The sequence below is a fragment of the Erwinia aphidicola genome, assembly GCF_014773485.1.
GTDB lineage: Bacteria > Pseudomonadota > Gammaproteobacteria > Enterobacterales > Enterobacteriaceae > Erwinia > Erwinia aphidicola.
This window is the reverse complement of the sequence record NZ_JACXBP010000014.1, coordinates 34,961-60,445: the sequence shown is the minus strand read 5'-3', so window position 1 is coordinate 60,445 and position 25,485 is coordinate 34,961. Positions and strand designations below refer to the sequence as shown.

The window sequence follows — 25,485 nt, the reverse complement described above, 5'->3', positions numbered from 1 at the left end:
ATGAATAACATTACCTGGGGTGATGCCCCGCTGCGCTGGCCGGATGTGGCCAGCGTTGCGCGCCATAATGCCACGCTGCAGCTAAGTGAAGCCGCCTGGCAGCGCATTAGCAACGCGCGCGAGATCGTTAATTTGATCGTCACCGAACGGCAGATTGCCTATGGCATCAACACCGGGCTTGGCGCGCTGTGCGACATTATTCTGGAACCCGATCAGCTGAGCCAGCTGTCGCGCAATACCCTGATGAGCCACGCCTGCGGCGTTGGTCCGGTATTGAGCGACGTGCAGGCTCGGGCGATTATCTGCGCCGCCATTGCCAACTTCAGTCACGGCAAATCGGGCGTCTCCCCGCACGTGGTGCAGGGGCTGCTGGCGCTGCTTAACCACCATATTACGCCGCAGATCCCCTCCCAGGGCTCGGTCGGTTATCTGACGCATATGGCTCACGTTGGCCTTGCACTGATTGGCATCGGCAACGTCAGCTACCGGGGTGAAATTGTTCCGGTAGCGCAGGCACTTCAGTCAGAAGCCCTTCAGCCGCTGTCGCTCGGCGCCAAAGATGGTCTGAGCCTGGTCAATGGCACGCCGTGCATGACCGGGCTCTCCTGCCTCGCGCTGGATGAAGCGCAACGGCTTATGGCATGGGCGGACGTGACCGGTGCGATGAGTTTCGAAGCGCTAAGCGGCCAGCTGGATGGATTTGACCCGGAAATCCTTGCGCTGAAGGGCAGTATCAACGTGCAGCGCGTTGGTGAGCGGCTTAACCGCCTGCTGGCCGGTAGCGCGATTGTGGCGGCGGGCAGGGGCATACGCACTCAGGATGCGCTTAGCCTGCGCTCAATGCCGCAGATCCACGGCGCCTGCCGCGACCAGTTCGAACACGCTGCAAATCAGATTGAGACCGAGCTGAATGCCGCTACGGATAATCCATTAGTCCTCGGCACGCCCGCCAGCTGGCGCGTGGTGTCGCAGGCGAATCCGCACGGCGAATCGGTGGCGATGGCCGCCGATCTGCTGGCTATTGCGCTGGCGGAAATGGGCAGCGTGGCTGAGCGCCGCCTCGACCGTCTGATCAATCCGCTGGTCAGCGGACTACCGGCGTTTCTGGTGGCGCAGCCCGGCGTCAACTCCGGCATGATGATTGCGCAGTATGTCGCGGCCTCGCTGTGCGGTGAGAACCGCCAACTGGCGCAGCCTGCGGTACTGGATAACTTTGTCACATCCGCACTGCAGGAGGACCACCTCAGCATGGGCACCAGCGCTGCGCTGAAGCTGCTTAAACTGGCAGAGAATGACTGGCAGATTCTGGCAATTGAATATCTGCTGGCGGCGCAGGCGTTAGACTTCCACGATGCCAGCCGGGCGGGGGAAGGCACGCGCAGGGCACATGCGCTGCTGCGTGAGCAGGTTGCGACCTGGACTGACGACCGCTGGCTTGCACCTGAGATTGCCAAAGCAGCCCTGCTGATGAAAACGCAGTCGCTAGCGGCCTAACCGTTTAATGTTGTCATCCATCCGCGCCTGCAGGGTACGCAACGTTTCCCCGGTGATTTGGCCGGGGAACATATCGCCAGCCTTCAGCGCAAAGCCCGCTGCCACATCACAGCACTTCGCAATAATATTACCCGCCTGCTGCGAACTCAGCTCGGCTTCCTGCTCAGCAAGCGCCAGGAGATGTTCACGGCCAATCTGTAACGCTTCGCCCATTACGTCCATTTGATGATAACCACCCGGTCCCTCGCACCAGGTGACATCGTAGGCCGGTGCCAGCTGCCACTGGCCGTTGTGCGTCATGGTGTAAGCAAAATTTTTCGGATGATCGTCGCGGTTATTGAACACGATATTGAACACGACGCGCTCAAAAGCCAGGGCTTTCTGGCGTACGTCGTTGGTACACAGCTGTGTTGCACGCAGGAAGCTGGTGTAATCCAGCGCGCCGGGTACCTGATAATTGGCCCCGGTGTAGGCCGCAAGGCTCTGCATCGGCACCCGCAATCCGTTCTGGCGGTCAAACCGTTTTGAGGCAAACGCCGCCTGACCATTAGGCAGAGAGAAATAAGCGGTGTCAGGCGTATCGATCTGACACTCGCGCAGGCACTGTGCATACACCGCCTCAATCGCGCACACTTCAGGATGTTCCTGGCGGGCGGGAAATTTAATCAGCCAGGCCTCCAGTTGTACAGAGGCGGCAGTGGTGAAATGGCCGCTGGCCGGATCGCGGTACAGTAGCGCTTTCGGCCTCGCACCCTGAGGCGACCCGCCCATCTGGAGTAGCCGCTGCAGAAATGCGCCACCTTCGCCGTCCAGAACTTCCTGAACCTCCGTCGCCAGCTTCGACAGCGTAATATCCTGCGCCAGGGCAGCAGCTTCCGATTGTGAAGGTTCAAACGACATTGCCCCCATCGCATTGCTACCGATGTAAGTCAGCCGTTCAAGCGGGCCAATGCGCGCTGCATTCAGCCCGCGCTGGCGAAACAGGCGATCCATTAGCAGCATGCCCCAACCATCGGGCAGCGCATCGTAAACCGGGCCGGGTAAGCCAAGCTGATGCGCGGGGAAATCTCTGCGCAGCCGCGGCCCTTTAAGCGCCAGGCGGAGCGACGAAAGCTCCAGTCCGCGCCGCGCCGCCTCTTCGCTGTATTCAAACATGATCAGCGGGCGACCGGTTAACGCGATCGATGACACCAGCGTTCCCCACTGCCATCGTTCACCCCAGCCCTCGTAGTAAACATCGACTTTACTGACCATGGGTTGAACTCCTTTTTACGCGCTGGCGTGCAGTACTCTTCTCGTAACGCAGAAGATCGTCGATGCTGTCGATCTGAGGCATAAACAGCGCCTCCAGCTCTTTCCCGCGCCCAAGCACCATCGCCACCCGTACCAGATTTTCAAACCCCACGTTGCGCCCGGCTTCGAGGTTTGACACCGTATTGACGCCAATCCCCGCCCGCGACGCGACGTCGGCCTGCGTCATCTGCTGCGTCAGGCGCTCTTTGCGTAGCCGCTCGCAGAGCAGCTTAACAACTTCGCCGGGTTTACTAAGGGTTAAATCCATCATAATAATGCTTATCTTTAAAATATGAGGTTAATACACGTTATTATAGAGTTAAGTAGTAATTGTGGCAAAATAATTAAATCCATAATCATGGGGTTTAACAGCTTAATATCGATACAAACTATGAAATTATGGAGTTAGTTGGTTGGCAAAAGCTGTTTTACAGGGAAATGGTGCAGTTTATCAGGTGCGCGGTAAAAGCCCGTTCTTCAGGGAGGGGAGGACGTCAATTCGCTGGTTGATTAAGCGCATTGGCGGCGGGTGAGCAGAAATAGTAGCCTGCCCATTTCCATGACCGAACTCGCGTTATTAACAATATCTTGTTTATCATGGACCGTTTTTTTGTTAGTTATCTGCGCCTCAGCGATCGGTGGAGAGTGCGCATGGAACGAAGCAAGATGCTGTCGCTGCTGACAGTCTGTTCACTGTTGATCGCCGCCTGTGCGCCGCTGCCGCTTTCTCAGTCTGCCGAACAGTTTTTCTCCGCGCTCGAACAGGCTCCGACTCGCATAGCGATCCCGCTCAGCACGCTGCAACAGCTGGACCCGTTGCTATTACGCCCTTCTTCACTTTATCCCGACTTTGACGACGTGCCATTACCGGTATTGTCGGCGTTGTACCATTATCAGCAGCGCTGTACCGGGTCACTTCGTGAGGTACCCAGGGCGAGCCGTCAGCTGGCGCTGGCATTGTGTCATGACACGCTGCTTACGGCTGACTGGTTTGCCGCACATCCCGTCTCTCCGCTTGGAGGAAGCAACGCCTGGTACTACTTGCAGCGCCACCCTGAGCAGCGTGCTGCGCTGGAAAAGGTGCTACACGTGCGGGAAAGACCGCAGGCGCTGGGAGGCATTGGCCTGCTATCTGATGAGAACCTTGATGCGTTGGCAAGTGGGCAGGGCTGGCTGATGCAGAACGGCACGCTGTGGCGATTACATCATCAACAGTGGCTGCTATACGCGCCCCAGGTCTGGCAGCCACTAGCCAGACGCGCAGGAATAACATTACTTGCTGCTGGCGGGCGTTGTGATATTGCCCTGAGCACGCTTTGCATCATACCAGGCGTTGAGAGCAGCGCAGGCTGGCGATCGTTACTGACCGGTGCGGCAATCATGGCGTCTGTATCCCTGATCTGGTTTGCCTGGCAGCGGCGACGTTTGCAGCAGCGGCATCGCTTTATCCTGCAGATGCTGACGCATGAACTGCGCACGCCCATCGCCCGCCTGGGCAACGTGGTGGAAGATTTTCGTCGTGATTTCGACACTCTGCCGCTGCCTGCACAGTCCGGTTTTGCCGCGCTGGCGGATTGCGTGCAGCGCATGCGGCAGATGGCTGAAGCCAGCCAGCACTATCTGACTGGTGACAGTCGGCGGAAGGTGCTGGAGGCCCCCACCGCGCTGTTACTGAGCGACTGGCTTAGCCATATAACGGGATGCTGGCCCGGGCTGACGTTTTGCCTCGCCAGCGATCGCCGGGTCGCACTGCCAATATATTGGGTCACCCTGTGTCTGAATAACCTCTTGGATAATGCCTTTCGCCACGGACGCGCCCCGGTTCGTCTGAGCGCAGAGTGGGGTAAAGGGCGGCTCACTTTGCGGGTGACGGATGCAGGTTCACTGCAGTCACCGCGTTTACCCCACCTGGGGCGGTCTCTTTCAGCGCAGTCCGGGATGGGCCTCGGACTGGCGATTGTCAGACGCATTATCTGGCGACTTAAGGGGCGCCTGACGCTCAGCGGGCCACCTACCACCTTCACTCTGGAGCTGCCTTGTGACAAGCAATAATACGCTGTTGCTGATAGAGGACGATCTTGCACTTGGTGAGGGGTTGACCTCCTTCCTGCGGCAGGAAGGGTTTATCTGCCACTGGACGCGCGAAACAGCAGCGGTATCGCACCTGTGGAATCTGGCCGGGCTGGTTATCCTCGACCGGCAGTTATCCGACGGTGACAGCCTGCGTTTTCTCCCGCGATGGCTGGCAAAAAAAGCGCTGCCGGTGATTGTGCTGACCGCTCGCGCCAGTATTGATGACCGGGTTGATGGTCTTGAAGCCGGGGCCCGCGACTATCTGACTAAACCTTTTGCGCATGTCGAACTACTGGCGCGCATTCGTGCTCAGTTGCGTACATTGGGCGAGGGGCAGCTTACGGTCGGGGAACTTCAGCTTTTCCCATCAAGGCAGGCCGTGATTTGGCAAAAAAGAGAGGTTACCCTGACGGCAACGGAATTCTCACTCCTGTCAACGCTGGTGCAAATGACCGGACGGGTGTTTACCCGTGACGAACTGCTGAATCAGGTCTGGGGCTACCAAAGTTTTCCCTCGACCCGCACCGTGGATACCCATATTTTACAGCTGCGGCAGAAGCTGCCGGATATCGCTATCAGCAGCGTGCGCGGTGTCGGTTATCGTCTGGAAAAACTGCCTTGATGCGTCCGTTTCTAACGTTTATCGTCGGGCTGCTTCTCCCCACTGGAATCGCAGCCGTCACGCTGCCCGCCACGCCGCTGACACCGCTCTATCACGCGCTTCTCACTAAGCGCAGCGATCTGGCCTGGCAACAGCTGCTTATCAGCTGGCCTCAGATAAGTAGTGCGGCGCAGCGTGATGCATGGCTACAGGCGCTGGATGCATTGATCACAGTCCAGTGTGGCAATGACCTGCCGGTAGCAATCCCGGACTGGCTGGATCACCCCTCGTTGTCGCTGATCCAGCGCGATATGCCCCTCAACCGTATTTACCGGGTGCAGCTGAGTGGGAACAGCCCGTCTCGTCAGTTACGTGTCGTGCTCTCTTCCCCGGACGGCAGGGATTTAATGGCGGGAGCTGAGCAAGAATATAACGGCAGTGATGGGTTCAGCATTCAAAGCCAGGACCTGAATAAACCGTTAGCCGCCGGTATCTATCTGCTGACGGTGCGTTCCGGCAGTGAAATGTGGCAGCAGCCGCTGGCTTTACAGGGCAGCAACCATCTTAACTGGATACAGCTTCAGCAGGGAAAGATTAAGCTACATCCTCCGACAGTAGCGGCTTCCTGCCCTGCTCCCTGGCTGGAGCAGGCACTGTTAAGGCGCGATAGCTTTGCGCAGGTAGCGTGGCATCGCAGCGATGACCTCCAGCTACATAACTGGCCGCCGCGTGATGATGCAGAAAATTTATGGGGCACTGCTTCCGTGATCCGCGTGGAAGCGCGGGGCGGGGTCACGCTGCGTTTTGAACACCGCATGGCCGGACCGCTACTCACGCTGAAAAACTGAGGGCGCGGGCATATTCTGACATTGCTCTGACAATTCGGCTTCCGGCGCAGGGGATACTGCCTCTCATCATTTCAAGATAAGAGAGATAACGATGATGAAAAATCTGCCCGTATCGCTGTGCCTGGCCCTGTTGCTCTGGGGAATACTGTCTGGTTTCTCGCGTGCCGCCGATGAGATCACCTTCTGGGACAGCCCGCGTCATGGAGGCAACAGCTTTAACCGCCTGCCGCCGGACAAGGCCTATTTTGCTGCATTACGTGGCTACGGTGCCAGCTGGGTACGTTTGTCCTATGACAAATGGCACCCCCAGCAGCGTGACTTTCTGATGGGCGATGCTGATCATTATCGGGGGCTACAGCCTGCGGATCTCAGCACGCTGAAGGCCACGCTAAAAAAAGCACATGATTCAGGCCTCAAAGTAGTCATCTCCCCGCTGAGCCTGCCCGGTATGCGCTGGTCGCAAAATAACGGGGGGAAATTTGATGACCGTTTGTGGCAGGACAAAAGCTACTGGAAGCAGAGTGCGGCTTTCTGGCGCGACCTGGCTGCGGCGCTGAAGGATGTTCCCGGGGTGGCAGCCTATAACCTGATTAATGAGCCCGCACCAGAAAAGCGTGCCGGGCTTGCCGAACACGCCGGCATCGAAGAGATGCAGCGCTGGTACCAGCATTATCAGGGCAGCGCACGCGATCTGCCGGCATTTTATCAGATGCTGATTAGCGCTATTCGCGAAGTAGATCCGCTTACGCCTGTCATGGTAGACGGTGGTTGGTATGGTGCAGCTGACGGGTTTGGCTACTGGCCCGCGGCGTTGGACGACACGCGTGTGCTGTACAGTTTTCATATGTATGAACCCTACGCCGCCACCAGTGGGCCAAATCTTAAGCGCAAAAAACCGTACTCGTATCCCGGAGTGGTCCTCTTCGGTACGGGAAAAGAGATGTGGAACGCGCAGCGCGTAGCACAGTATCTGCAACAACCTTTTATTTGGGCTGAACAACAGCATATACCGGCCAGCCGGATGGTAGCCGGAGAGTTCGGCTGTATCCGCATGCTGCCGGGATGCCAGCAGTACCTGGAGGATGTGCTGCAGGTACTGGATAAAAAGCAGTCGCACTGGGCCTTTTACAGCTTCCGCGAAGACAGCTGGGATGCCATGGACTACGAACTCGGCAAACGTAAGGTGCCGTGGTCGTACTGGCAGGCCATGGAGCAACATACTGCGGACACCTTACCGCGTCATCCGGGGCCTGAGTTTGAACCCATTCGCCAGCGTCTGGAGCACGGCAGAATAAAAGCTGGCCCGAAATGAATTCATAAGATGCCGGCAGATGAGCAGAGCTGGAAACAAGCACGACATCATTGCTTTGGACTGACATAAGTAGTACACATAATACATCTTATGTTAAATTAACATCCCTCTGCACATCCAGCAACTTTGACCTCATTACTTAACCCTTTTGACTCATACCCTTCGCAGTGAGCGATTAATAATCACTTTAAAAAATCGCATCCCGAAGGATAATATCCTAACCTTATATAATTAAGATTATATAAGGCCAGACATAAGCAATGAATCCCTGTATCATGTGGATCTGGGCCAGATCCTGCTCAGGAGGCTTTTGGTATCAACAGATATCCGACACGCTCAGGCTGGCGAAATGCCCGCTTTATAAATGATTAAAATATCGGCATCGCTACGTAAAGTTTTGAGGACGATACCCCTGCGAATTATTCAGATTTCACGTAGCGTTGCCAATCTCTGGCTGGATGAATACTGACCAATATGACTCAGATTGCCGGGTTCAGCAGCCCCAACTTGCTGACATCAATGGATGAAGACATTTCGCAAAGACTCGCCTCCTTCGTTAACCAGCGAGAGGCATTCTCGTCTAACACGTGGAAACAGCTCCTCAGCATCATGCGGGTGTGTTGGCGCTGGGCACAAGAAAACCATCGTTCATTCCTGCCGATGTTGGCGGAAGATCTGCAGGATTATCTGCTGCATCTGCAGAATGCTGGCCGGGCAGCGTCTACGATTTCAACGCATGCAGCTCTAATTTCTATGTTACACCGTAACGCCGGCTTCATTCCCCCTAACGTCTCGCCCGTTGTGGTGCGTGCCAGGAAGAAAATTAACCGTAAGGCAGTATCATCCGGTGAACGTACTGGCCAGGCGGTACCCTTCTGCAGGGTAGACCTCAATCGGCTTGATAAAATATGGCAAGCTTCACCTCGCCTGCAGCTGAAACGTGATTTGGCATTTTTGCATGTGGCATATAGTACACTTCTTCGAATGAGCGAGATGTCGCGCCTGCGAGTGAGAGATATTAACCGAACTGAGGACGGCCGAATCATCCTTGATGTCGGTTGGACTAAAACCATTCTTCATTCTGGTGGCATTGTTAAAGCGTTGAGTGCTCGCTCATCTCAGCGTTTAACAGAATGGATTGACGCCGCCGGACTGAACGACGAACCTGATGCGGTGCTGTTCTGCCCTATTCACCGTTCTAATAAGATTGTCAGTGTGACTACGACCCCTATGAGTGCGCCGAGTCTTGAAGATATCTTTTGTCGCGCCCGAAAAGCGATCTGCGAAAAAGAGCATGTGAAAACCAACAAGGGACGTTACGCAGGCTGGAGCGGACACAGTGCGCGCGTGGGGGCCGCACAGGATATGGCCAGAAAGGGCGTTCCACTCGCCCAGATTATGCAGGAAGGCACCTGGACTCAAACCCAGACTGTGATGCGCTATATACGTATGGTTGAAGCGCATAAAGGCGCAATGGTTGCACTGATGGAAGAAGATGACGGTGTAATTTAAGTGATTATTTATATTTTAATATTAGGTATAACTCACACTTAAATGCGTTTGTCGTCAATTGTCAGCGTCTTAACTGCTTCTGCAGGATCAAGTTCCAGGTAATTATCTCTAGCCAGTATTCATCCAGTTTCAATCCCTATGCAGTCGTGAATCCGGTAGAAATCGCTGGAAAATTGTAGCCTTAAAGCACTGTCCAGGAGCAGCCGAGCTGCACCCAGTATAGGAATCCGTTATACCATTGATGGCGCCCTGTAGTACCTGAGTGACGATTTCGTATGACCCCAATTTTTGAGCTCTATAATTAGAATCTCTATACTTCTGACCTCATTAGGTGCTTTTCTACTTTGTGCCTGTGGCAGGTTAGACAGCCACTACATATAGTGTCAGGGTGAAAATCCGCCGTCGGGAGGGGTGGGATCCGGTTCTGGCGGTTTTTCGAGCTGCGGGTTTAACAGGACTTTGTTGAATAAGGGGGGCAGTTTGGAGATTGGAGATTGGAGATTGGAGATTTTTGTACATTAATCGCATAATTTAACCAATCTCGATGCGTAACTTTTTTAGTCATTCAGTTTTACCGATGATTTTATCGTCATTTTTAAAAATTAATTTTATTATTCTACGACTCAGTAAAGAAAAAGATATCAGTGAGCTGATGGTGATGACAAATTTCGACACTTCAGCTGAAGGTGTAAAGGTGAAGAATTCCGGATAAATACCCACACCACTTAGGAATAAAAAACCAGTCATTATTGACAAGAGTAATATTAAATTTTTTAAGATTAACTTCAATTTATCCTCCTTATGACCCACCCGAAACACGCAGCGGGTGATGATTATTTATTGGGTGCAGGAGCCGCCCATTCCACCAGAGTTACAGCTTCCAGATGAATTATTACCACCGTTACCGCTGAAACAACCGCTGCAAACGTACCACCGGCCATGCCTAAATCTGCCCCGGCAATAACTCCACCGATCATACCATTATTACAGGATGCACTACACTCTGACTGTAGTTTGGGTTACCTTTATTTTGTGACCCCGCCCCTCACTCATTACTGCTGTTGTTACATTCTGAATTAAAGGGTGGGTCGTTACGACCGCCTGCGCCAGAAACTTCGGCTAAAAACTCTCTTTCGATTACTTTCATAAACAACTCCTTTGTTATGACATTGGTTAACTTCGTGACAATTCTTTGTCAGATAGACTAATACATTGCCACAGCATTGTTCTCAACTTTTATTTTTATAAAAATCGGAAAGTACTGGCGTTATCTGGCGTTTTTTCATTTCCCTCTATTTCTTATTGTTGAAATATATAGTCTTTTATTAAATCGCTTCATATTAATTAAAAAATCATGCCTCGATATGGGGGTTTTATGTATTTGAGTGGCTTTGTTGATTAAACCGAACGGTAGCACGCCTGCTGCGTGAGCTCGTCTGCTGCGCAGCCGAAGACCTTTCCACCTTCCTCGACGCATTTTATACTGTGTTTCATGTACATACCGCGCCCTGCAAAGCTTCTGTTCCAACACGATGAGGGCTGGGAACGCTTCCTTGAGAAGAATGGCCATCAGCTCACCGATTGGACCAAACTCTCCGTCGAGCGCATGCTTGCCTGCGGAACCTGCGCCATGGGCGTGCGCCGCTATTGCTGCAGTTCACCTGACTGTACGCACTCTCGTTTTCTCTGTCAGACCTGCAAGTCCAGGGCCTGCAGCAGTTGTGGCCTTAAAGGCACCGAGCAATGGATTGCCGAGCAGCAGCACATCCTGCCCGACTGCGACTGGCAACATATCACCTTCACCATGCCGCACCTGCTGTGGCCGTTCTTCAACAACAACTGGCCGCTGCTCAACGACCTCTTTCGCTGCGCCACCCGCGCCATGCTCAGGCACGCGCGAAAGTTGGGTGTCGAGGTCGGCATCTTCTGCGCGCTGCACACCTACGGACGCCAGCTCAATCAGCATCCGCACATCCACGTCTCAATTACCCGGGGCGGACTCGACGTTAAGCACGGCGTCTGGCGCGATCTGTTTTTCAAAAAACAGCAGGTTGAAGCCATCTGGCGTGGTGCCGTTATCCGCCTGCTGCGTGCCAGCTACGATCGCGTTAATCCCGCTAAGCTGCCCAGCTTCGGCCATATCCGCGATGCCAGGCAGTGGAAGCGCTACCTGCAGGCGCAATATCAGCGCCACTGGAAAGTCCACTTCGCCAAAAAGACCCGCGGTGCCTGGCGCAGCGTGAAATACCTGGGCCGTTATCTGAAGCGTCCGCCGGTGGCGGCGTCACAGCTCCGTCATTACCGTGGCGGTTCGGTTGTTCACCAGTATTACGATCACAACACGCAGCAGCACAAACGCCAGAAACTGAGCCAGGAAGAGATGCTGTGGCGTTACATAAGCCACATCCCGGCGCGACATTTTAAAATGGTGGTTACTACGGCTTCCTGGCCAACCGCAAGCGCGGCTCGTTACTGCCGAAAGTCTACGAAGCCCTGGAGATGACGCCACGCGAAAAACCGCAGAAGCCGGGGTTCGCTGTGTTGATGAAAGCGTTCCTGGGCACCGATCCGTATCAGTGCATTCTTTGCAAAGACCGGTTGCGTTTTGCCGGCGCTATGGCGGGCGAGCACGCCACAAAAATGCTCTCAGACAGGCTGTATCGGATGGCAAAAAAACGATGGCTTCAGGCACCGGCTCTGGATAAGTGCGCCTGAAAAACGGCATTTATATGAAAAAAAAGCAAAAACGTCTTTTTTACTCATTTTCAAACGACAGTTCCCATCCAATAATCCCCTTTCTCGCCAAGGTTCATGGTTAGGAAGCCCAAAAAGGCCGATTCAGTTTCCTAACCATGAACGGTACAGTTAAGATATGTGCCAGAAAAACATTCGAGTGTTATCTGGGGTCAGCGTTATTTCTCATCTTTAATTAACTTAATCAGGAAAGAGAGCGGTACTGCCGCTAATTTCACTGTAAATTTCCGAGACCTTGCCATGAGCGAAAAATTTCTGCGTTTTTATCAGCCAGCAGCCAGTGCACCATTACTGTTAATCTGCTTCCCGCATGCCGGTGGGTCAGCAAGCAGTTTTCGTCAGTGGTCTGATTTTCTCGATAGCTCTGAGGTGGAACTGGCAGTAATACAATACCCAGGCCGGGAAGACCGTTTTGATGAACCTTTAATTAATGATATGTTTGAATTGCTACACGCCTTGCAGCATGCGTTACTGCCGCACCTGAAAGCGCGTCGCTTTGCTTTTCTCGGGCACAGCATGGGTGGCGCAGTCGCGCATGAGCTGGCCCAACTGCTTGCAGCACTCAGCCTGCATCCACAACTGCTAATTATCTCAGGTCGTCAGCCACCTGAGTTTCATAAGCTGGATAGTCGTATTCACCTCAGCAGTGACAAACATATCCTCGAAGAGCTCGTGCGACTCAGTAGCAATAACCAGACATTGTGCCAGCATCCTGAGCTGGCTGAGGTATTGTTACCAATCATTCGCAATGATTACCGCTTGGTTGAAACCTACCGACCACAACCTGCTCGACCACTCTCCTGTCCGATTATGGTGCTGAGTGGCGAAGAGGATAGCGAACTGCCGCTGTCTCAGGCTCAGGCCTGGGCATCCTGCACAACGGAAGAGTGCATCGTACATCGCTTCCCTGGCGATCACTTCTTTATAGCCAGTCAGCGCGCAGCAGTGATTAGCTGCGTAACACGTGAACTACGTAACTATTACGTCACCCCGGCTGAACATAACGTTTAATTAAGTGCATTTAGAAAGATTGGCTAGGTTGACTCTCAGGACCTTACCCTTTCATATTCAACAGGTGTGGCGAATGCTGGTGTCGCTATCTTGCTAAAATCTGAGTTCGGTCATGATTATAATGGAACCTGACTGAAGAGGGGCAGATTTCATCCCTGATAACCCTCTATATATTGCAAGATGGCATCCGCTCCTTTCTCCAGGGTATCTAGAGAGATGCGCTCATCACGACCGTGGATCAACTGGTTGAAGGCAATGTCTGGTGGCATGATCATTGGCAGAAAACCGTATGTCTGGATCCCTAACGTAGAAAAATGCCTTCCATCAGTTACGCCCGGTAGCAGCATAGGTACTGGCGTTGCATCAGGTGCTACCCTGCTCAATATCTCGCTCAACTGGGAAAACTGACTTATATCCGGCTCCCGGGCCGACCTCGATGAAAATTTTAACGTAATTTGCTCGGTTTTTAGCCCAGCTTTTCTCAGACGCTCACGCAGATCTTGTTCACTGTCGCTGGCCAGCATGCGAATATCATATTCAAGGGTAAGGGCCTCAGGTATCACATTACGTTTAAGCCCACTGCGAATGACCGTTGGCGTCACTGACGTACGCAGCAGAGGTTCGAAAATCTTACGTGCGCCTCCTGCCAGCTTTAACCCAATGGGTATCGTTGGAGTAAATAACAATAAACTTAAAACCAGCTTTGGCATTCCATGCAAACGTGCACGAATACCCTTAATCATACTGCGTGCAACAGGGGTAATACTCCATTTCGCTTGGTTTTTTTCAATGGCTAGCATGACTTTTGCAGCAATCAGATTCACGTTATCTTTACTAGGTATTGACGCATGTCCGCCGATTCCGCTCAGGTTGATATCCAGTGAACAGTGTATTTTTTCCTGAATTTGTATCGGCAAAAAGTGACAGCCGCGGACATAAAAACTAAAGGCACCAAATTCTCCGATGGCATGTTGTACGCGCTGAAACAGATTAGCATGCTGCTCACACATAAAATGAGCACCATACTTTCCTCCCGTTTCCTCATCACTAAGTACCGTCAAAATGAGATCTGCCTCGCCCGGAGATTGATTGTAATGAAGAAAAGCTGCAATCAGCATCGCCAACCCGCCTTTCATATCCAAAGCCCCACGCCCCCAAAGGTATCCATTTTTTATTTCACCTGAGAACGGATCTGTAGACCAAGAAGATTCATCCACCGGCACCACGTCAACATGTCCATACAGCAGCAAAGGAGGGACATTGTTACTTCGCCCAGCAATACGCGCGACTAAATTGGGTCGATTAGGATCTTTACTATATAGATCGCAATGAATGCCATGGCGGGTCAGGAGGTCAAAAATATAATCAATAGCGGGCTTCTCATTGCCGGGGGGATTGACGGTCGGTATTCTAATCAGGTCTTGCGCAATCTTCACAACATTAAAAATGAGTTCTTGCATACGATTTCCATAATGAAAGCGGACACCGTCCGCTTTATATTTTTGTCTTAAAGCGCTACGTCATAGTTGGAAGCTTTAGTCGTAACAGGAATATCAATCCAGTGACGATTTTGTTCAAAAGCATAGGTAGGCAGCGAAATGCGATAGCGTGGGGACTCTTTATACCAGGCTTGCAGATCAACCCGGTGCCCGGACAGCCACAGCTCGCCAGCCAGTTTTAATACAGCATTTTCATTGTCTGTAAGATAATCGTCCCAGCCAATGACGCGTTCAGACGAATGGCCACATGAGATCGTGACCATTTCCCAGCTGCTGTCAAAGAAAACGTCCGGAGCAGCTGTGACTGCCGGGGCGACTGCCAGACGGTAGATCTCTCCCGCAGTCAGTCTATCACCGGCACCAATTTCCTTGTTGAGTATTTCTGAGAAGATGGCGTGTTCGGCCCCAGAGCGCTCACGCTGATCGATTAGCGCGTTAATTTTAATTTTGCGCTCTGCATTATCAGGTAATGCAGCAAGGCGGGTCAGCTCAAGAACTTCCTTTATAGTCAGGACGGAGGCAAGCTGTAGGGCAAGCAATTCATTTTCGCTGCTGACGCAGTCAAACTGAATTCCGCTATTGAGCAAATCGCTACCTAAGAGACTTCCTGCAATCAGGCTCAGGAGTTTATTCTGCAAGACATCAGAAGTGCCTGCTGCAAACGCAGCATCAAGCTCCGGTTCGGCAGCCAGGATCTGCTGGAATCTCTTATCCGAGAGGCCTAGGATCGACTTTGCTTCAGAAGATGCCAAGTAGAGCCCGAGATAAGAGCGCGTCTTATCTGAAGTATTAACGCACGGCGAAAATTGCAGAGAGCCCTGAAAACTCTGCTCACTTGCCAGCGCATAGCTACGATAGGAGAGCTGCTGCCGTCCCTGGTTGAGCGTGAATGCCACGCTGCCATAGTCCTGCTGCTCGCTGGCGAGAAATTCGCTCAGTTTATTCTTCCCCTGTTTCAGACTGTTTTCTGAATTAGCTGACAGCAGTAACAGATGATGCCGACGCGGGCTGGCGTCAATTGTACGCTCAGGGGCTTGTTCGAGTATCGCATGGGCGTTAGTGCCGCCCACACCATAAATATTCACCGCGGCCCGGCGTGGGCCGGGAATTTGTGGCCAAGGAGTCAGTTTGTCGCAAACATAGAAGGGGGTTTTAGAAAAGTCGATTGCCAGATTCGGCTTCTCAAAGTTAATTGAAGGGGGCACTTGACCCGCCTGCAGGGCGGCAATCGTTTTACATACAGCCCCCATCCCGGCCGTGACATTCATATGGCCAATATTACTTTTCACCGAGCCTAAAGGGATGGATTGAGGTTTTAGATCGTACTGGTTGTATGCCTCAGCCATGCCAGCAACTTCAATCGGATCGCCGAATAAGGTACCCGACCCGTTTGCTTCAACCATCCCGATGCTTTCAACGGGAACCTGAGCAAGTTCCAATGCCGCAGAGGATACGCGTTCAATCCCCTCAGCGCTTGGCATTCTGAACTGCGCTTTACGATTGCCGTCGTTATTGATCGCCGTAGAACGGATTACGGCATAAATATTATCGTTATCCCGCACGGCTTCTGAGAAGCGTTTCAGCAGAACGACGCCAACCCCGGAGCTATATACCGTTCCGCCTCCGTTGGCATCGAAAGAGCGCACATGGCCGTCAGGAGAAATAATGCTGTCAGGCTCATACAGATATCCTTTCACTTGGGGTGAATAGATAGTTACTGCCCCGGCTAAAGCCATATCACTTTCGCCCGACAGGATACTCTCACTGGCCATATGGATTGCGGCCATTGACGTTGAGCAGGCAGTTTGCACAGTGACACTGGGCCCGGTCAGCCCAAGCAGATAGGAAGTCTGCGTTGACAGAAAATCTTTATCCGTCATCACCAGATACTCAATTGAGTTAAAGCGATGGGTGAGATTACGATCGGCATGCCGCAGGTTATTAAGCACGTAAGTATTAATGGCGCAGCCTGCGTAGAGGCCGATTGACCCCGGGTAACGATGCGGGTCATAACCACTATCTTCCAGCGCCTCCCAGCACTTTTGGATGAATACTCGGTGCTGAGGATCCATTAACAAGGCACGGTCTGGCTCAATATTGAATAATTCGTGGTCAAAATTTTCCACGTTAGTCAAAATGCCTTTTGATTTAATATAGTTTTTTGCATATAGACGATCTTCACGTACGCCCGCCGCAAGCAACTCTTCATCGGTAAAGTGGCTTATAGTTTCTTCACCGTTTGCCAGCACTGACCAAAATGATTTGAAATCAGCCACCCCAGGAAATTGGCAGGCAACACCAACAATCGCGATGCCATGCTCATTATGGAGTTCGTTCGAATTTTTTTCATTGTTCATAACACATCATCCTTAAGTAAGTTAAATAGAAAACTAAAATGTCCTATTGCCTGATTTTCTGTGCACGTCGCTGCTGGGTTTGACGCTGACGAATTTGCAACCTTCGGTTTGTAGTCGGCACTTCAGCACTTTTTTTGGCAGTGCCATTCAACATCACTTTTTCTTCAATATGCCGTCCCAACTTTTCCGGCGTTGCAAAACGGAAGATGTCTGCAACCTGAACGCTGACGTTAAATACGCTCTGGATTTTAGACTGAACTCTGATCACCTCCAGTGAAGTGCCCCCTGATTCGAAGAAATTGGCATGTGGTTCCATTTGTGGGAGAGACAATATTTCGGAGAATATTTGACATACCGCATTTTGATAATGGTTGGCAGGAACTCGTGTGATCCTTTTCTCCTCTTCAGGCGGAACTGGCAGGGCTTTCCTGTCAATCTTGCCATTAGAGGTTAATGGGAAGGCGTCCAGCACAATGAAACGCGCCGGGATCATATATTCAGCCAGTTGTTTGCGTAGGACTTGGCGCAATGCGGAGCTATCTAGTGCGTAACCTTGTTCCACGACTAAATAAGCAATCAGGGCTTTGCCATTGCCAGCGTGTTGATGAGCAATGACCTGCGCGGCGGTGATGCCGGGATGGTTAAGCAGGGCATGTTCAATTTCACCAGGTTCTACGCGATAGCCATTAATCTTCAGCTGGAAATCTTTACGGCCAAGGAACTCTATCTCACCCTCTGGCATCCAGCGGCCAAGGTCACCTGTTCTATAGAGCCGCTCCTGAGTATCAGGATGGTGTATAAAAGCCTTAGCAGTTAACTCTGCGTTGTTCCAGTAACCGTCTGCCAGCCCGGCACCCCCGATCCAGATATCACCGACAGTGAGGCAGGGACAAGGATTAAGATGTTGATCAAGGATATACATGGTCTGGTTTGCCAGCGGCCGTCCGTAAGGAATACTCACCGGGTAGGCGCGCGTGGATATCTCATGATAGTTTGACCAAATCGAGGCTTCGGTTGCCCCCCCTAATGACACCAACTGAGCTTTGGGGGCAAGCTGGCGGATCTGCTCCGGTAATCCAGGCGGTATCCAGTCGCCACTCATCATCACCAATCGCAAACTGTCAGGCAGTCCGCGTTGGTTATCGAGGCAATACTGCACCAGCATCTGCATAAGGGCAGGAGCGCTGTTCCAGATCGTTACACGGTGCTGGTGCAGTTGCTCAAGCCAGTGTGCGGGTTCGCGCAGATATTGTGCATCTGGTAGCACTAGTTTTGCGCCTGCCGCCACTGCGCCAAAAATATCGTAAACTGATAGATCGAAATTCAGGGATGAGATCCCATATACGCAATCTGCTGTAGTGACAGAGAAGCGTCGGTTAATCTCCTGGATGGTGTTTGCCGCGCCAGCATGCGAGATGACAACGCCTTTCGGTTCACCCGTAGAACCTGAGGTGAAAATGATATAGGCAGTCTTCTCCAGTCCCTCATCTGGCTGTATCGGTAACGGGGGTGCGGCAAAAACAGGCTCAACCAGCTCAGGAGTCAAACAAAGCTGGGTTTGCGTCTTACGGCAGATTTCCCTGTGTTCAGCACTGTCGCTAAAAGCAAACTGACAGGCAGTGGCAGTCAGGATCTTCGCGATACGCTCCTCGCCTTGGCTGGTATCAACAGGTACATAGAAGCAGCCTCGCAGATGAGAGGCAAAGCAGGCGGCAATCTGATCCACAGACTTACGCAACATTATGGCTACTGGGCTGCCTTCCATCAGCGTCGTCGGAATCTGTGCAGCCAGCTGCGTAGAGCGCTGATAAAGCTCCTGCCAGCTGACCTGCTGCCCCTCTCCGTAGACTAGGGCAAGGGTATCCGGCGCGGCTGCACTGCGCTGACTTAACGCCGCTGAAAGTTTTTCCAGTTTAAACGGCTGGCGATTATTATTTGCCAGCTGTTGCATTTGCCGATCTTCAAACGACAGTGGTACCTGTATAGCTTCACGCCAGCACTCTGGGTTCGCGTCCAGTTTATCAAGCAGTGAGGTACATGCCGCAAACATGCCTCTAATGGTGTCCGGATAGAACACATCTTCCAGCACATCCCAGTAGAAGAGTAAGTTATTCTGCTCATCCTCTTCACACTGGCAATCAAGCCATACCTGCGGAGTGCGGGAAATGCCATACTCTTTATCCCCCAGCCAGGGGTAGCGCGTTCTGTTATTACGGCGTAACCCAAGTTTGCTAGTAAATACCACTGGCATAATTTGCATAGTGTTATCTTCAGCCGCCGACTGATTAATTTCACGAAGTACATCAATACCACTGAGATATTGATTCTCCATCTCTGCCAGCATGCTGGACTTATGCTCAAGACAATATTGCGTCAAACTCGCCTGCGCGGAAAAGTTCATTGGCAGCATAATGACAGAGGTGAAGTCGCCCACGATCTGATTCACATCGGGGTGCCAGGTTTTGCGGTCGAAGGTTGTGATATTCAGGGTAAACTCTTTTTGATCACACCACTGCGCTATAACCCGCCCGATAAGTGTAACCAGCAATACCGTTGGTGTAATCGATTGCGCTCGCGCGATATCCTGAATCCTTTTCCATTTATTTTCAGGCAGCTGGTAAGTTAACCGCTTAAAGTGCGGCTCGCTAATTTTCTCAGTCGTTTTAATATAGGGAAGCTGCGGTGCTTTAGGATAGCGACCAATTTCTGCTGCCAGTGTTTTCAGCGCCGCTTTTCGTGCCGTTGATTGCTGCCACTCTTTTTCTGCCAGCACATAATCGCGGAAGCTGATAGCGGATTTGGAGAGAGAACTATGTTCACCGCGATAAAACGCATCCAGATCACCTAGAATGATGTTCCAGCTCCAGGCATCGGCAACGATATAATCTATTCGGAAATGTAATAGCGAAGTTTCGTTGCCCAGCACGGTTTCTTCAATCAGGAACAATGGCCAGCTGTGCAGATCAAATTGCTGGTTCGAGAGCTTTTCCCTTTTACGCTGCAGATGAGCGGTACGTTCTGCCAGTGAATATTGTGATAGGTCTTCGCGCCGGATTGCATAATAAGGTACTTCTTCAGGAGAGAATTGCTGCCACTCTGCTGTAAGGCGGGCACGCAAACCCGCATGATGAGCAACCACTTTGTTCCACGCCTGCTCGAAAGCTAGGCTGTCCAGGCTATGCACGCGATATTCATAATAAGATTGTGAAGCGATATCGGTGGAGCTTAGCGCTTTTTGTCGACCAGCCACATAAGCTGACTGGATATCATTTAACGGGAATGGCTCACTTGCGGCTTGCGGGTATGCGCTGATGGCGGGTGAGCTCGTCCCCTGGCTTTCACCTATGGCTTGCATAATTTCACTGGCAAGCAATGCAATTGATGGGGCATTCAGAATGCTGGCCAACGAAATAACAGCCTGCCACTCCCTGTATACTTTGCTTTGCAGCTGAAGCGCCGTCAGCGATGAGCCGCCAGCGTGTGTAAAGGAGCGGCTGGGGTCGGCCCCATGCGCTGCAAGCGTACTCAAAATTAAGTCGATCGCCTGCTGTTGTTTTTCACCATAATGCCGATCGGCGTCCGGGGTGTTTTCGGTGACGTACAGCGCCAGAAGCGCTGTTTCATCAAGCTTACCGTTAGTAGTCAGTGGTACCTCGTTAATCTGCTGAATAGCGTTCGGCATCATCCAAGAGGGTAAATAGTTGCCCAGATGCGCCATCAATTCCTCTTTGCGCGCATCTGAGAGTACGAACAGGGTGATCTGATTCTGCTCCTCATTAACCAGCAAGCGGGAAAAAGTTACGCCAGGATAGCAATTTATCGCGCTCTCAATTTCGCCCGGTTCGACACGATATCCACGAATATTGATCTGTCGATCTGCACGTCCGGTACAAATTATCTCACCGCTGCTGGTGTAATAGCCCAGGTCACCGCTGTAATAACAGGTTCCCCATTCAGCAAGACAGGCAAAAGGTACAAGTTTATCACCCGCAAGATACCCTTTAGCCAGGTGAGGTGATGCAATGACGATCTGGCCAATCTGCCCAACATCTGCCAGTCTGTTTTGCTCATTCAGTACCAGCAGCCTCATTCCCGGTGGAACAGTGCCCAATGTAATTAGCGCATTATCTGACGTGCGCTCAGTAATATAATGTGAGAGCGCCCGCTGGCTCTCGGTCGCGCCATAAAGTAAAACTACCTCAGTCTGCGGCGCCAGATGGTGCAGAGTGGCTAATTCTTGCTTGCTGATCCTTTCGCCCACTAGAAAAAGCTGTTTCAGTGTTGTCAAAGGTTCACTATCCGTATTACCGAGTGACAGTAAGCGAGCCATTGAAGGTGTCAGATTGCTAAATGATATTGCCTGCTGGTTAAACCACTCCCGGAACAGATACCCTTGGCCTATGATGTCCTCGTTGGGTATGACCAGCGTCGCCCCGAGCCACCAGGCGGTGAAAATATCCCGTTGCAGCGGATCGTGAGCTAAGCCAGAAAGCATCGATATACGGGCGTTATGATCCAAGGCGAACCTCTTTACCTGCCACGGGAGGAAAGCGCTGAGCCCGCCATGTGACCCTAGAATAGCCTTAGGTACTCCGGTGGTACCGGAGGTAAACGTAATACAGGCTGGCGCACAACTGCCATGCTCCGGAGCGGATAAAAGCACCGAATCTGGCACGTAACAGCGTGCGTCGTTGAAGCAGCTCAGATCCATAGTTGCAGCGGTATTAAATGACGTGGCCTGTAAAGGTTGACGACGAAGATCAATCACTAACTTAGGTGAGAGGACAGACAAGGCCGCTGAACAGCGCACCTCTGGCCAGGCGGCATCCAGCACCGCATAGACGGCGCCGAGGCGTAATGTCGCCAGAATCGCCAACACCAGATCTGGCGTCCGCTCGGCAATAATCGCGACGATATCCTGATGATTGACGCCTCTCTGCTGGAAAGCTAAGGCAAGATTATCTGCGAAGCCGATTAACTGGCGATAACTTATTCTTTCCTCGCCATACTCCACAGCAATTCTTTCGCCGTGAGTTTTAGCCCAACGATAAGCCTGTTGGTCAACGCTTCCTTCCCAAGGATTAGGTTCAGGGGCAGATAGCTTATGTTCAGAAGCCAGCTGCAGGCTTTCCAGTGGCTGATTAGCGGTTGAACGCGCCTGAGCGATAATATCCAGTAACTGTCGGGTGAATATGGCAGCGCGCTCCTGATTAAAGGTGGAATTTCGCCAAGTGAAGAGTAGTTCGCATTTTTCTAGTCCATCAAGCACATACAGGGTTAAATCGAAGTTTGCCGTCTGAGCCAGGCAAGGTTGTAAATGGTACTCCAGATTTTCCACTTCTCCTTTACTGCGGAAGTTGGGTAAGTAATTAATAAAGCATTGAGGATTGAAACCTAGCCCTTGCGCGTTAGCACCATCGATATGATCAAGAGAGGTGGCGGCCTTCTTCGATTCCTCCAGTGAAGCGGATACCTGTCGGCAATAAGCGGCAAAATCCATTTCATCCTCAATAGCAATTTTGACCGGAATAATACTGAGATAAAGGCCGATACTATGCAGGGCACCCGGTGATTCACGTAGCGCGCATGGTGTGCCAATGAAATGCAGCGTTGTGGCGCTGAGCCGGGCAAGCGTCAGGCCATACAAACTCATCCAGATGACTGCCGGCGATAAAGCAAATTCTTTAGCAAGGTGAGCGATATCCTCTCTCTGGTCTGCTGTCAACGTCAGGGTCAAGGATCCACTTCCGCCCTCAGTCGTTGCTGGCTCACGTGGTAATTGTGTTACCGGGTAGTCGTTCTGCCGGGAAGATGAACGTTGTTCCGGGCGCCTGCTTTGAAGCCAAGAATCCAAAGTGCGATAGGATATGGCTGGTGATAGTGAAGGTGTAGTGAACTCTAGGGCTGCCTTATAATAAGCCATTACCTCATTGGTGAAGATGTCCAGCGACCATCCATCAAAAATAATATGATGGCAGCAAATAAGAAGATCATGGCTGTTTTCCTGCCGCGTTAACAACGCGAATCGGTACAGGCGCTCTGTATTGTTGAAAGGCCGAGCAAAAAAGTCGTCTTGAAATTTTTCGGCTTCATTTGGCTGAGAAACCGCGAGCAGATAGGCTATTTCAACCTGCTCAGGCGCAACATAATGCACCTTATTGTTCATTATTTCGCTGTCAAAACGGAGCCAGAAAGCATCATGGCGTTTCAAAACCTGCAATACGCATCGCTCCAGCAGACGCATATCAAGCTCGCCCTTCAGTGCTAAAATGGCCGAGACGGTTAATGGATACTTTTCATCCTGTAACTGGTCTAACAGCGCATATCGCATCTGCAAACGAGATAAACCGCCGTTTATATCCTGTTGCTCTTTTTCAGCCTCGGGCAGTGCAGATGAAACAGCGGCTTGATGACTTATATGATCCAGCATGTCATGTAGTGTGGCATCAGCCATTTCTTCGTCCATGTTCAGGCGGACACCAAAATGCGTTTCGATGGCGGCAATAAAACGGAATATGGAGATCGAATCAAGACCCAGCTGCGTAAAGGAAAACCTTAATTGGGCTACGCTAATATTTTCGCCTGAATAGCGATTGATAATGTTTAAAAATTCGGATATCAGGCCGGGCTGTACATTCATACGATGAAGCGGGACTTCAGCACTGTTTTGCAATGGAACATAAACGCCGGTTAAATTCTCTCCATCCTGAGAGGCTAACTGGCGGCACTTACCGCGCTGAATTTTACCGCTAGTAGTTCTGGGTAAAGAGCCATACTTAGTCATCGCGACTTTGCCAACGCGGACCCCAAAATAACTGGTGACGCCAGTACAAACGTTTCTGGCAATCTCTTCCCAGTGCGGCTGTGATTTTGGGTTAACCTCTACCAGGATCCCTATGGCAACACTGCCTTCATTTTGGTATTCAAAGACTCCTGCGGCCCCCAGTTTAATGCGGGCGTCCAGTTCGGGAATCTTAAGCTCAATATCCTGCGGATAGATATTACGGCCGTTAATTATGATAAGATCTTTAAGGCGTGCGGTGATAAAGAGCTCACCTTGATGCAGAAAGCCTAAATCTCCGGTGCGAAGCCAGTTGCAAGCGGTTTCCCCCGCGATAGCAGAAAATGGCTGAACTTCACTATTGAAATAACCCGAGGTTATGCTTGATCCGCATAACCAGATCTCTCCTTGTTGCTGCTCAGAAACTATTTTGCAACTAACAGGATCGACGATTTTTAACTGGAGACGAGCATCAGGAAAGCCTGATGAGACCAATTTTTTATCACCTGAATGCAATTCAGCATACCCATCGGAAGCAAGCTTATCGCCATCTACTTCAATTATAGTCACTCCCGTGCCGTGCTGTTTTCCTGAAACAAATAGCGTGGCTTCAGCAAGTCCGTAACATGGCAAAAATGCTTCAGGCTTGAACCCGTTCTTGGAAAAAGTGCGGATGAATGTATTGAGAGTTCGTGCATTAACGGGTTCAGCGCCATTAAAAGCAACCTGCCAACTGGAAAGGTTCAAATCCTTATCACAGATCGCAGAAAGGCATAAGTCATAGGAAAAATTAGGCCCCCCTGAAGTCGTAATACCAAAGCGCGATATTGCGTTAAGCCAATCGGCAGGACTTCGTGAGAAGTGAGAAGGTGACATTAACCAGCAGGGTGCAGCCGCATATAATGGCTGCAAAATAATGCCAATCAAACCCATATCATGAGTAGCAGGTAGCCATCCCAGTATTCTCGACTCGCGGCTATGCCCAAAGCAATCGTAGATCATCTCCTGGTTATTTATAATATTTTCGTGGCTGACTTTTACCCCTTTTGGCTCGGACGTAGAACCTGAAGTAAACTGAATAAAAGCGATATCTTTACCAGTCGGATATCTCAGTTGCGGCGTGGAAAGCGGGTTAAAATCATCTTGGGTAATAATATTAATTTCTGTTTCAATTAGCAGCGATTCAATAACCTTTCTGATTTTACTTCCTGATTCAACATTGGTCATAACAATGTCACTGTTGCAGGCATGCAAAATTTGTTGAAAACGTTTTGAGCTGCGCCGGCTAGGCAGATGGACGGGAACAGCGGTTTTAGCGGAGAAAGAGCACGCAAGAAATGCTGCAATAAAATCTAAACCTGGAGGGAAGGCCAGCAGAATATTTTGACTCTGGACGCTTTCCAAGGCACTACACCATAAAATAATTTTGTTGAAAAGATCTTTATAGGTCCACTGTTCGTTAACGTTAAGGTTTTCATCCAGGAAAGAATATGCAAGTCTGTTGGGATCTGATTTACAACGCTCGTGGACTATTTCGTTCAAACTTGCATACTGCATTCATAATTCTCCTGTGAAATTAAAACGACTCTACGATCCGAGTACATGAAATAGAAAAAATTCAGGCGCGGTAAATTTACGAAACTAGAAAATCCAAAATGAACATAATTCTGGTCTTGAAAATCTTGAAAATCTTGAAAATCTTTAAAGTTTAGCTCGCGGAAAACATGCGATTAATTTATATGTTCCTAGAATGAAATGTCAATAGGATGTTACCACCCTAATGAGAGGCTAGTAGAAATTCTTATAAAACCATCAAAATCATTAGAATTTTGTTAGTAAGGAAAAATCTTAAGCTTAGACTATAATTTAAGTTAATTCTTATATTTCAATGACATGTAAAATATTTTTGTACAGATATGGTGTTGACATCACTTAATCCCGTGGTATATT

Annotated in this window: 12 protein-coding genes and 1 pseudogene; 8 read left to right on the top strand and 5 right to left on the bottom strand. The window is 51.0% G+C overall.

What is annotated here, in order from left to right:
• Positions 1-1,494: an HAL/PAL/TAL family ammonia-lyase gene (locus ID864_RS22360; RefSeq protein ID WP_099754500.1), complete on the top strand. Its 1,494-nt coding sequence runs from the start codon at positions 1-3 to the stop codon at positions 1,492-1,494.
• Here ID864_RS22360 and ID864_RS22355 read toward each other — a convergent pair.
• On the bottom strand, positions 1,483-2,748 hold the full coding sequence (locus ID864_RS22355; protein ID WP_048918045.1) for a type II toxin-antitoxin system HipA family toxin: 1,266 nt from the start codon (positions 2,746-2,748) through the stop codon (positions 1,483-1,485). The two genes, ID864_RS22360 and ID864_RS22355, sit on opposite strands and share 12 nt — an antisense overlap.
• The gene (locus ID864_RS22350) at positions 2,738-3,055 is read right to left on the bottom strand and encodes a helix-turn-helix domain-containing protein (protein WP_048918046.1); all 318 of its coding nucleotides are present in this window, start codon (positions 3,053-3,055) and stop codon (positions 2,738-2,740) included. The genes ID864_RS22355 and ID864_RS22350 overlap by 11 nt, the downstream gene beginning before the upstream one ends.
• 383 nt (positions 3,056-3,438) lie before the next feature.
• Here ID864_RS22350 and ID864_RS22345 point away from each other — a divergent pair, with 383 nt between their 5' ends.
• The 7 genes and pseudogenes from ID864_RS22345 (at position 3,439) to ID864_RS22315 (ending at position 12,898) form a co-directional block, all read left to right on the top strand.
• Entirely contained in the window at positions 3,439-4,839 is a 1,401-nt protein-coding gene (locus tag ID864_RS22345; protein ID WP_180276843.1) for an ATP-binding protein, read from the top strand.
• Positions 4,826-5,482, top strand: a complete 657-nt coding sequence (locus ID864_RS22340) for a winged helix-turn-helix domain-containing protein (RefSeq protein ID WP_048918701.1) — start codon at positions 4,826-4,828, stop codon at positions 5,480-5,482. The genes ID864_RS22345 and ID864_RS22340 overlap by 14 nt, the downstream gene beginning before the upstream one ends.
• A complete protein-coding gene (locus ID864_RS22335; RefSeq protein WP_048918702.1) occupies positions 5,482-6,309 on the top strand; it encodes a DUF2861 family protein in 828 nt (275 codons plus the stop codon). Before ID864_RS22340 ends, ID864_RS22335 begins: the two co-directional genes overlap by 1 nt.
• A 91-nt stretch (positions 6,310-6,400) precedes the next feature.
• Entirely contained in the window at positions 6,401-7,621 is a 1,221-nt protein-coding gene (locus ID864_RS22330; RefSeq protein ID WP_224750599.1) for a glycoside hydrolase family 5 protein, read from the top strand.
• Positions 7,622-8,095: 474 nt separating this feature from the next.
• Positions 8,096-9,133, top strand: a complete 1,038-nt coding sequence (locus tag ID864_RS22325) for a tyrosine-type recombinase/integrase (protein WP_099755314.1) — start codon at positions 8,096-8,098, stop codon at positions 9,131-9,133.
• Between the two features lie 1,492 nt (positions 9,134-10,625).
• Positions 10,626-11,848, top strand: a pseudogene (locus ID864_RS22320) (IS91 family transposase).
• A 159-nt stretch (positions 11,849-12,007) separates the two neighbouring features.
• Positions 12,008-12,898 (top strand): thioesterase II family protein, encoded by an 891-nt coding sequence (locus ID864_RS22315; protein ID WP_318153241.1) that lies wholly within the window; start codon positions 12,008-12,010, stop codon positions 12,896-12,898.
• A 149-nt stretch (positions 12,899-13,047) separates the two neighbouring features.
• Here the strand turns inward: ID864_RS22315 and ID864_RS22310 are convergent, their stop codons facing one another.
• Genes ID864_RS22310 through ID864_RS22300 form a run of 3 tightly spaced genes read right to left on the bottom strand, consistent with a single transcriptional unit; the run spans position 13,048 to position 25,092 of the window.
• Positions 13,048-14,358, bottom strand: a complete 1,311-nt coding sequence (locus tag ID864_RS22310) for a M20/M25/M40 family metallo-hydrolase (protein ID WP_191150381.1) — start codon at positions 14,356-14,358, stop codon at positions 13,048-13,050.
• A gap of 47 nt (positions 14,359-14,405) precedes the next feature.
• A complete protein-coding gene (locus ID864_RS22305) occupies positions 14,406-16,754 on the bottom strand; it encodes a beta-ketoacyl synthase N-terminal-like domain-containing protein (protein WP_191150380.1) in 2,349 nt (782 codons plus the stop codon).
• Between the two features lie 43 nt (positions 16,755-16,797).
• On the bottom strand, positions 16,798-25,092 hold the full coding sequence (locus ID864_RS22300; RefSeq protein WP_191150379.1) for a non-ribosomal peptide synthetase: 8,295 nt from the start codon (positions 25,090-25,092) through the stop codon (positions 16,798-16,800).
• Positions 25,093-25,485: the final 393 nt, after the last annotated feature.

Bases quoted from the DNA above. Each gene is read 5' to 3' on its own strand.
- ID864_RS22360 (WP_099754500.1), top strand. From the start codon at position 1: ATGAATAACATTACCTGGGGTGATGCCCCGCTGCGCTGGCCGGATGTG.
- ID864_RS22355 (WP_048918045.1), bottom strand. From the start codon at position 2,748: ATGGTCAGTAAAGTCGATGTTTACTACGAGGGCTGGGGTGAACGATGG.
- ID864_RS22350 (WP_048918046.1), bottom strand. From the start codon at position 3,055: ATGGATTTAACCCTTAGTAAACCCGGCGAAGTTGTTAAGCTGCTCTGC.
- ID864_RS22345 (WP_180276843.1), top strand. From the start codon at position 3,439: ATGGAACGAAGCAAGATGCTGTCGCTGCTGACAGTCTGTTCACTGTTG.
- ID864_RS22335 (WP_048918702.1), top strand. From the start codon at position 5,482: ATGCGTCCGTTTCTAACGTTTATCGTCGGGCTGCTTCTCCCCACTGGA.
- ID864_RS22330 (WP_224750599.1), top strand. From the start codon at position 6,401: ATGATGAAAAATCTGCCCGTATCGCTGTGCCTGGCCCTGTTGCTCTGG.
- ID864_RS22325 (WP_099755314.1), top strand. From the start codon at position 8,096: ATGACTCAGATTGCCGGGTTCAGCAGCCCCAACTTGCTGACATCAATG.
- ID864_RS22310 (WP_191150381.1), bottom strand. From the start codon at position 14,358: ATGCAAGAACTCATTTTTAATGTTGTGAAGATTGCGCAAGACCTGATT.
- ID864_RS22305 (WP_191150380.1), bottom strand. From the start codon at position 16,754: ATGAACAATGAAAAAAATTCGAACGAACTCCATAATGAGCATGGCATC.
- ID864_RS22300 (WP_191150379.1), bottom strand. From the start codon at position 25,092: ATGCAGTATGCAAGTTTGAACGAAATAGTCCACGAGCGTTGTAAATCA.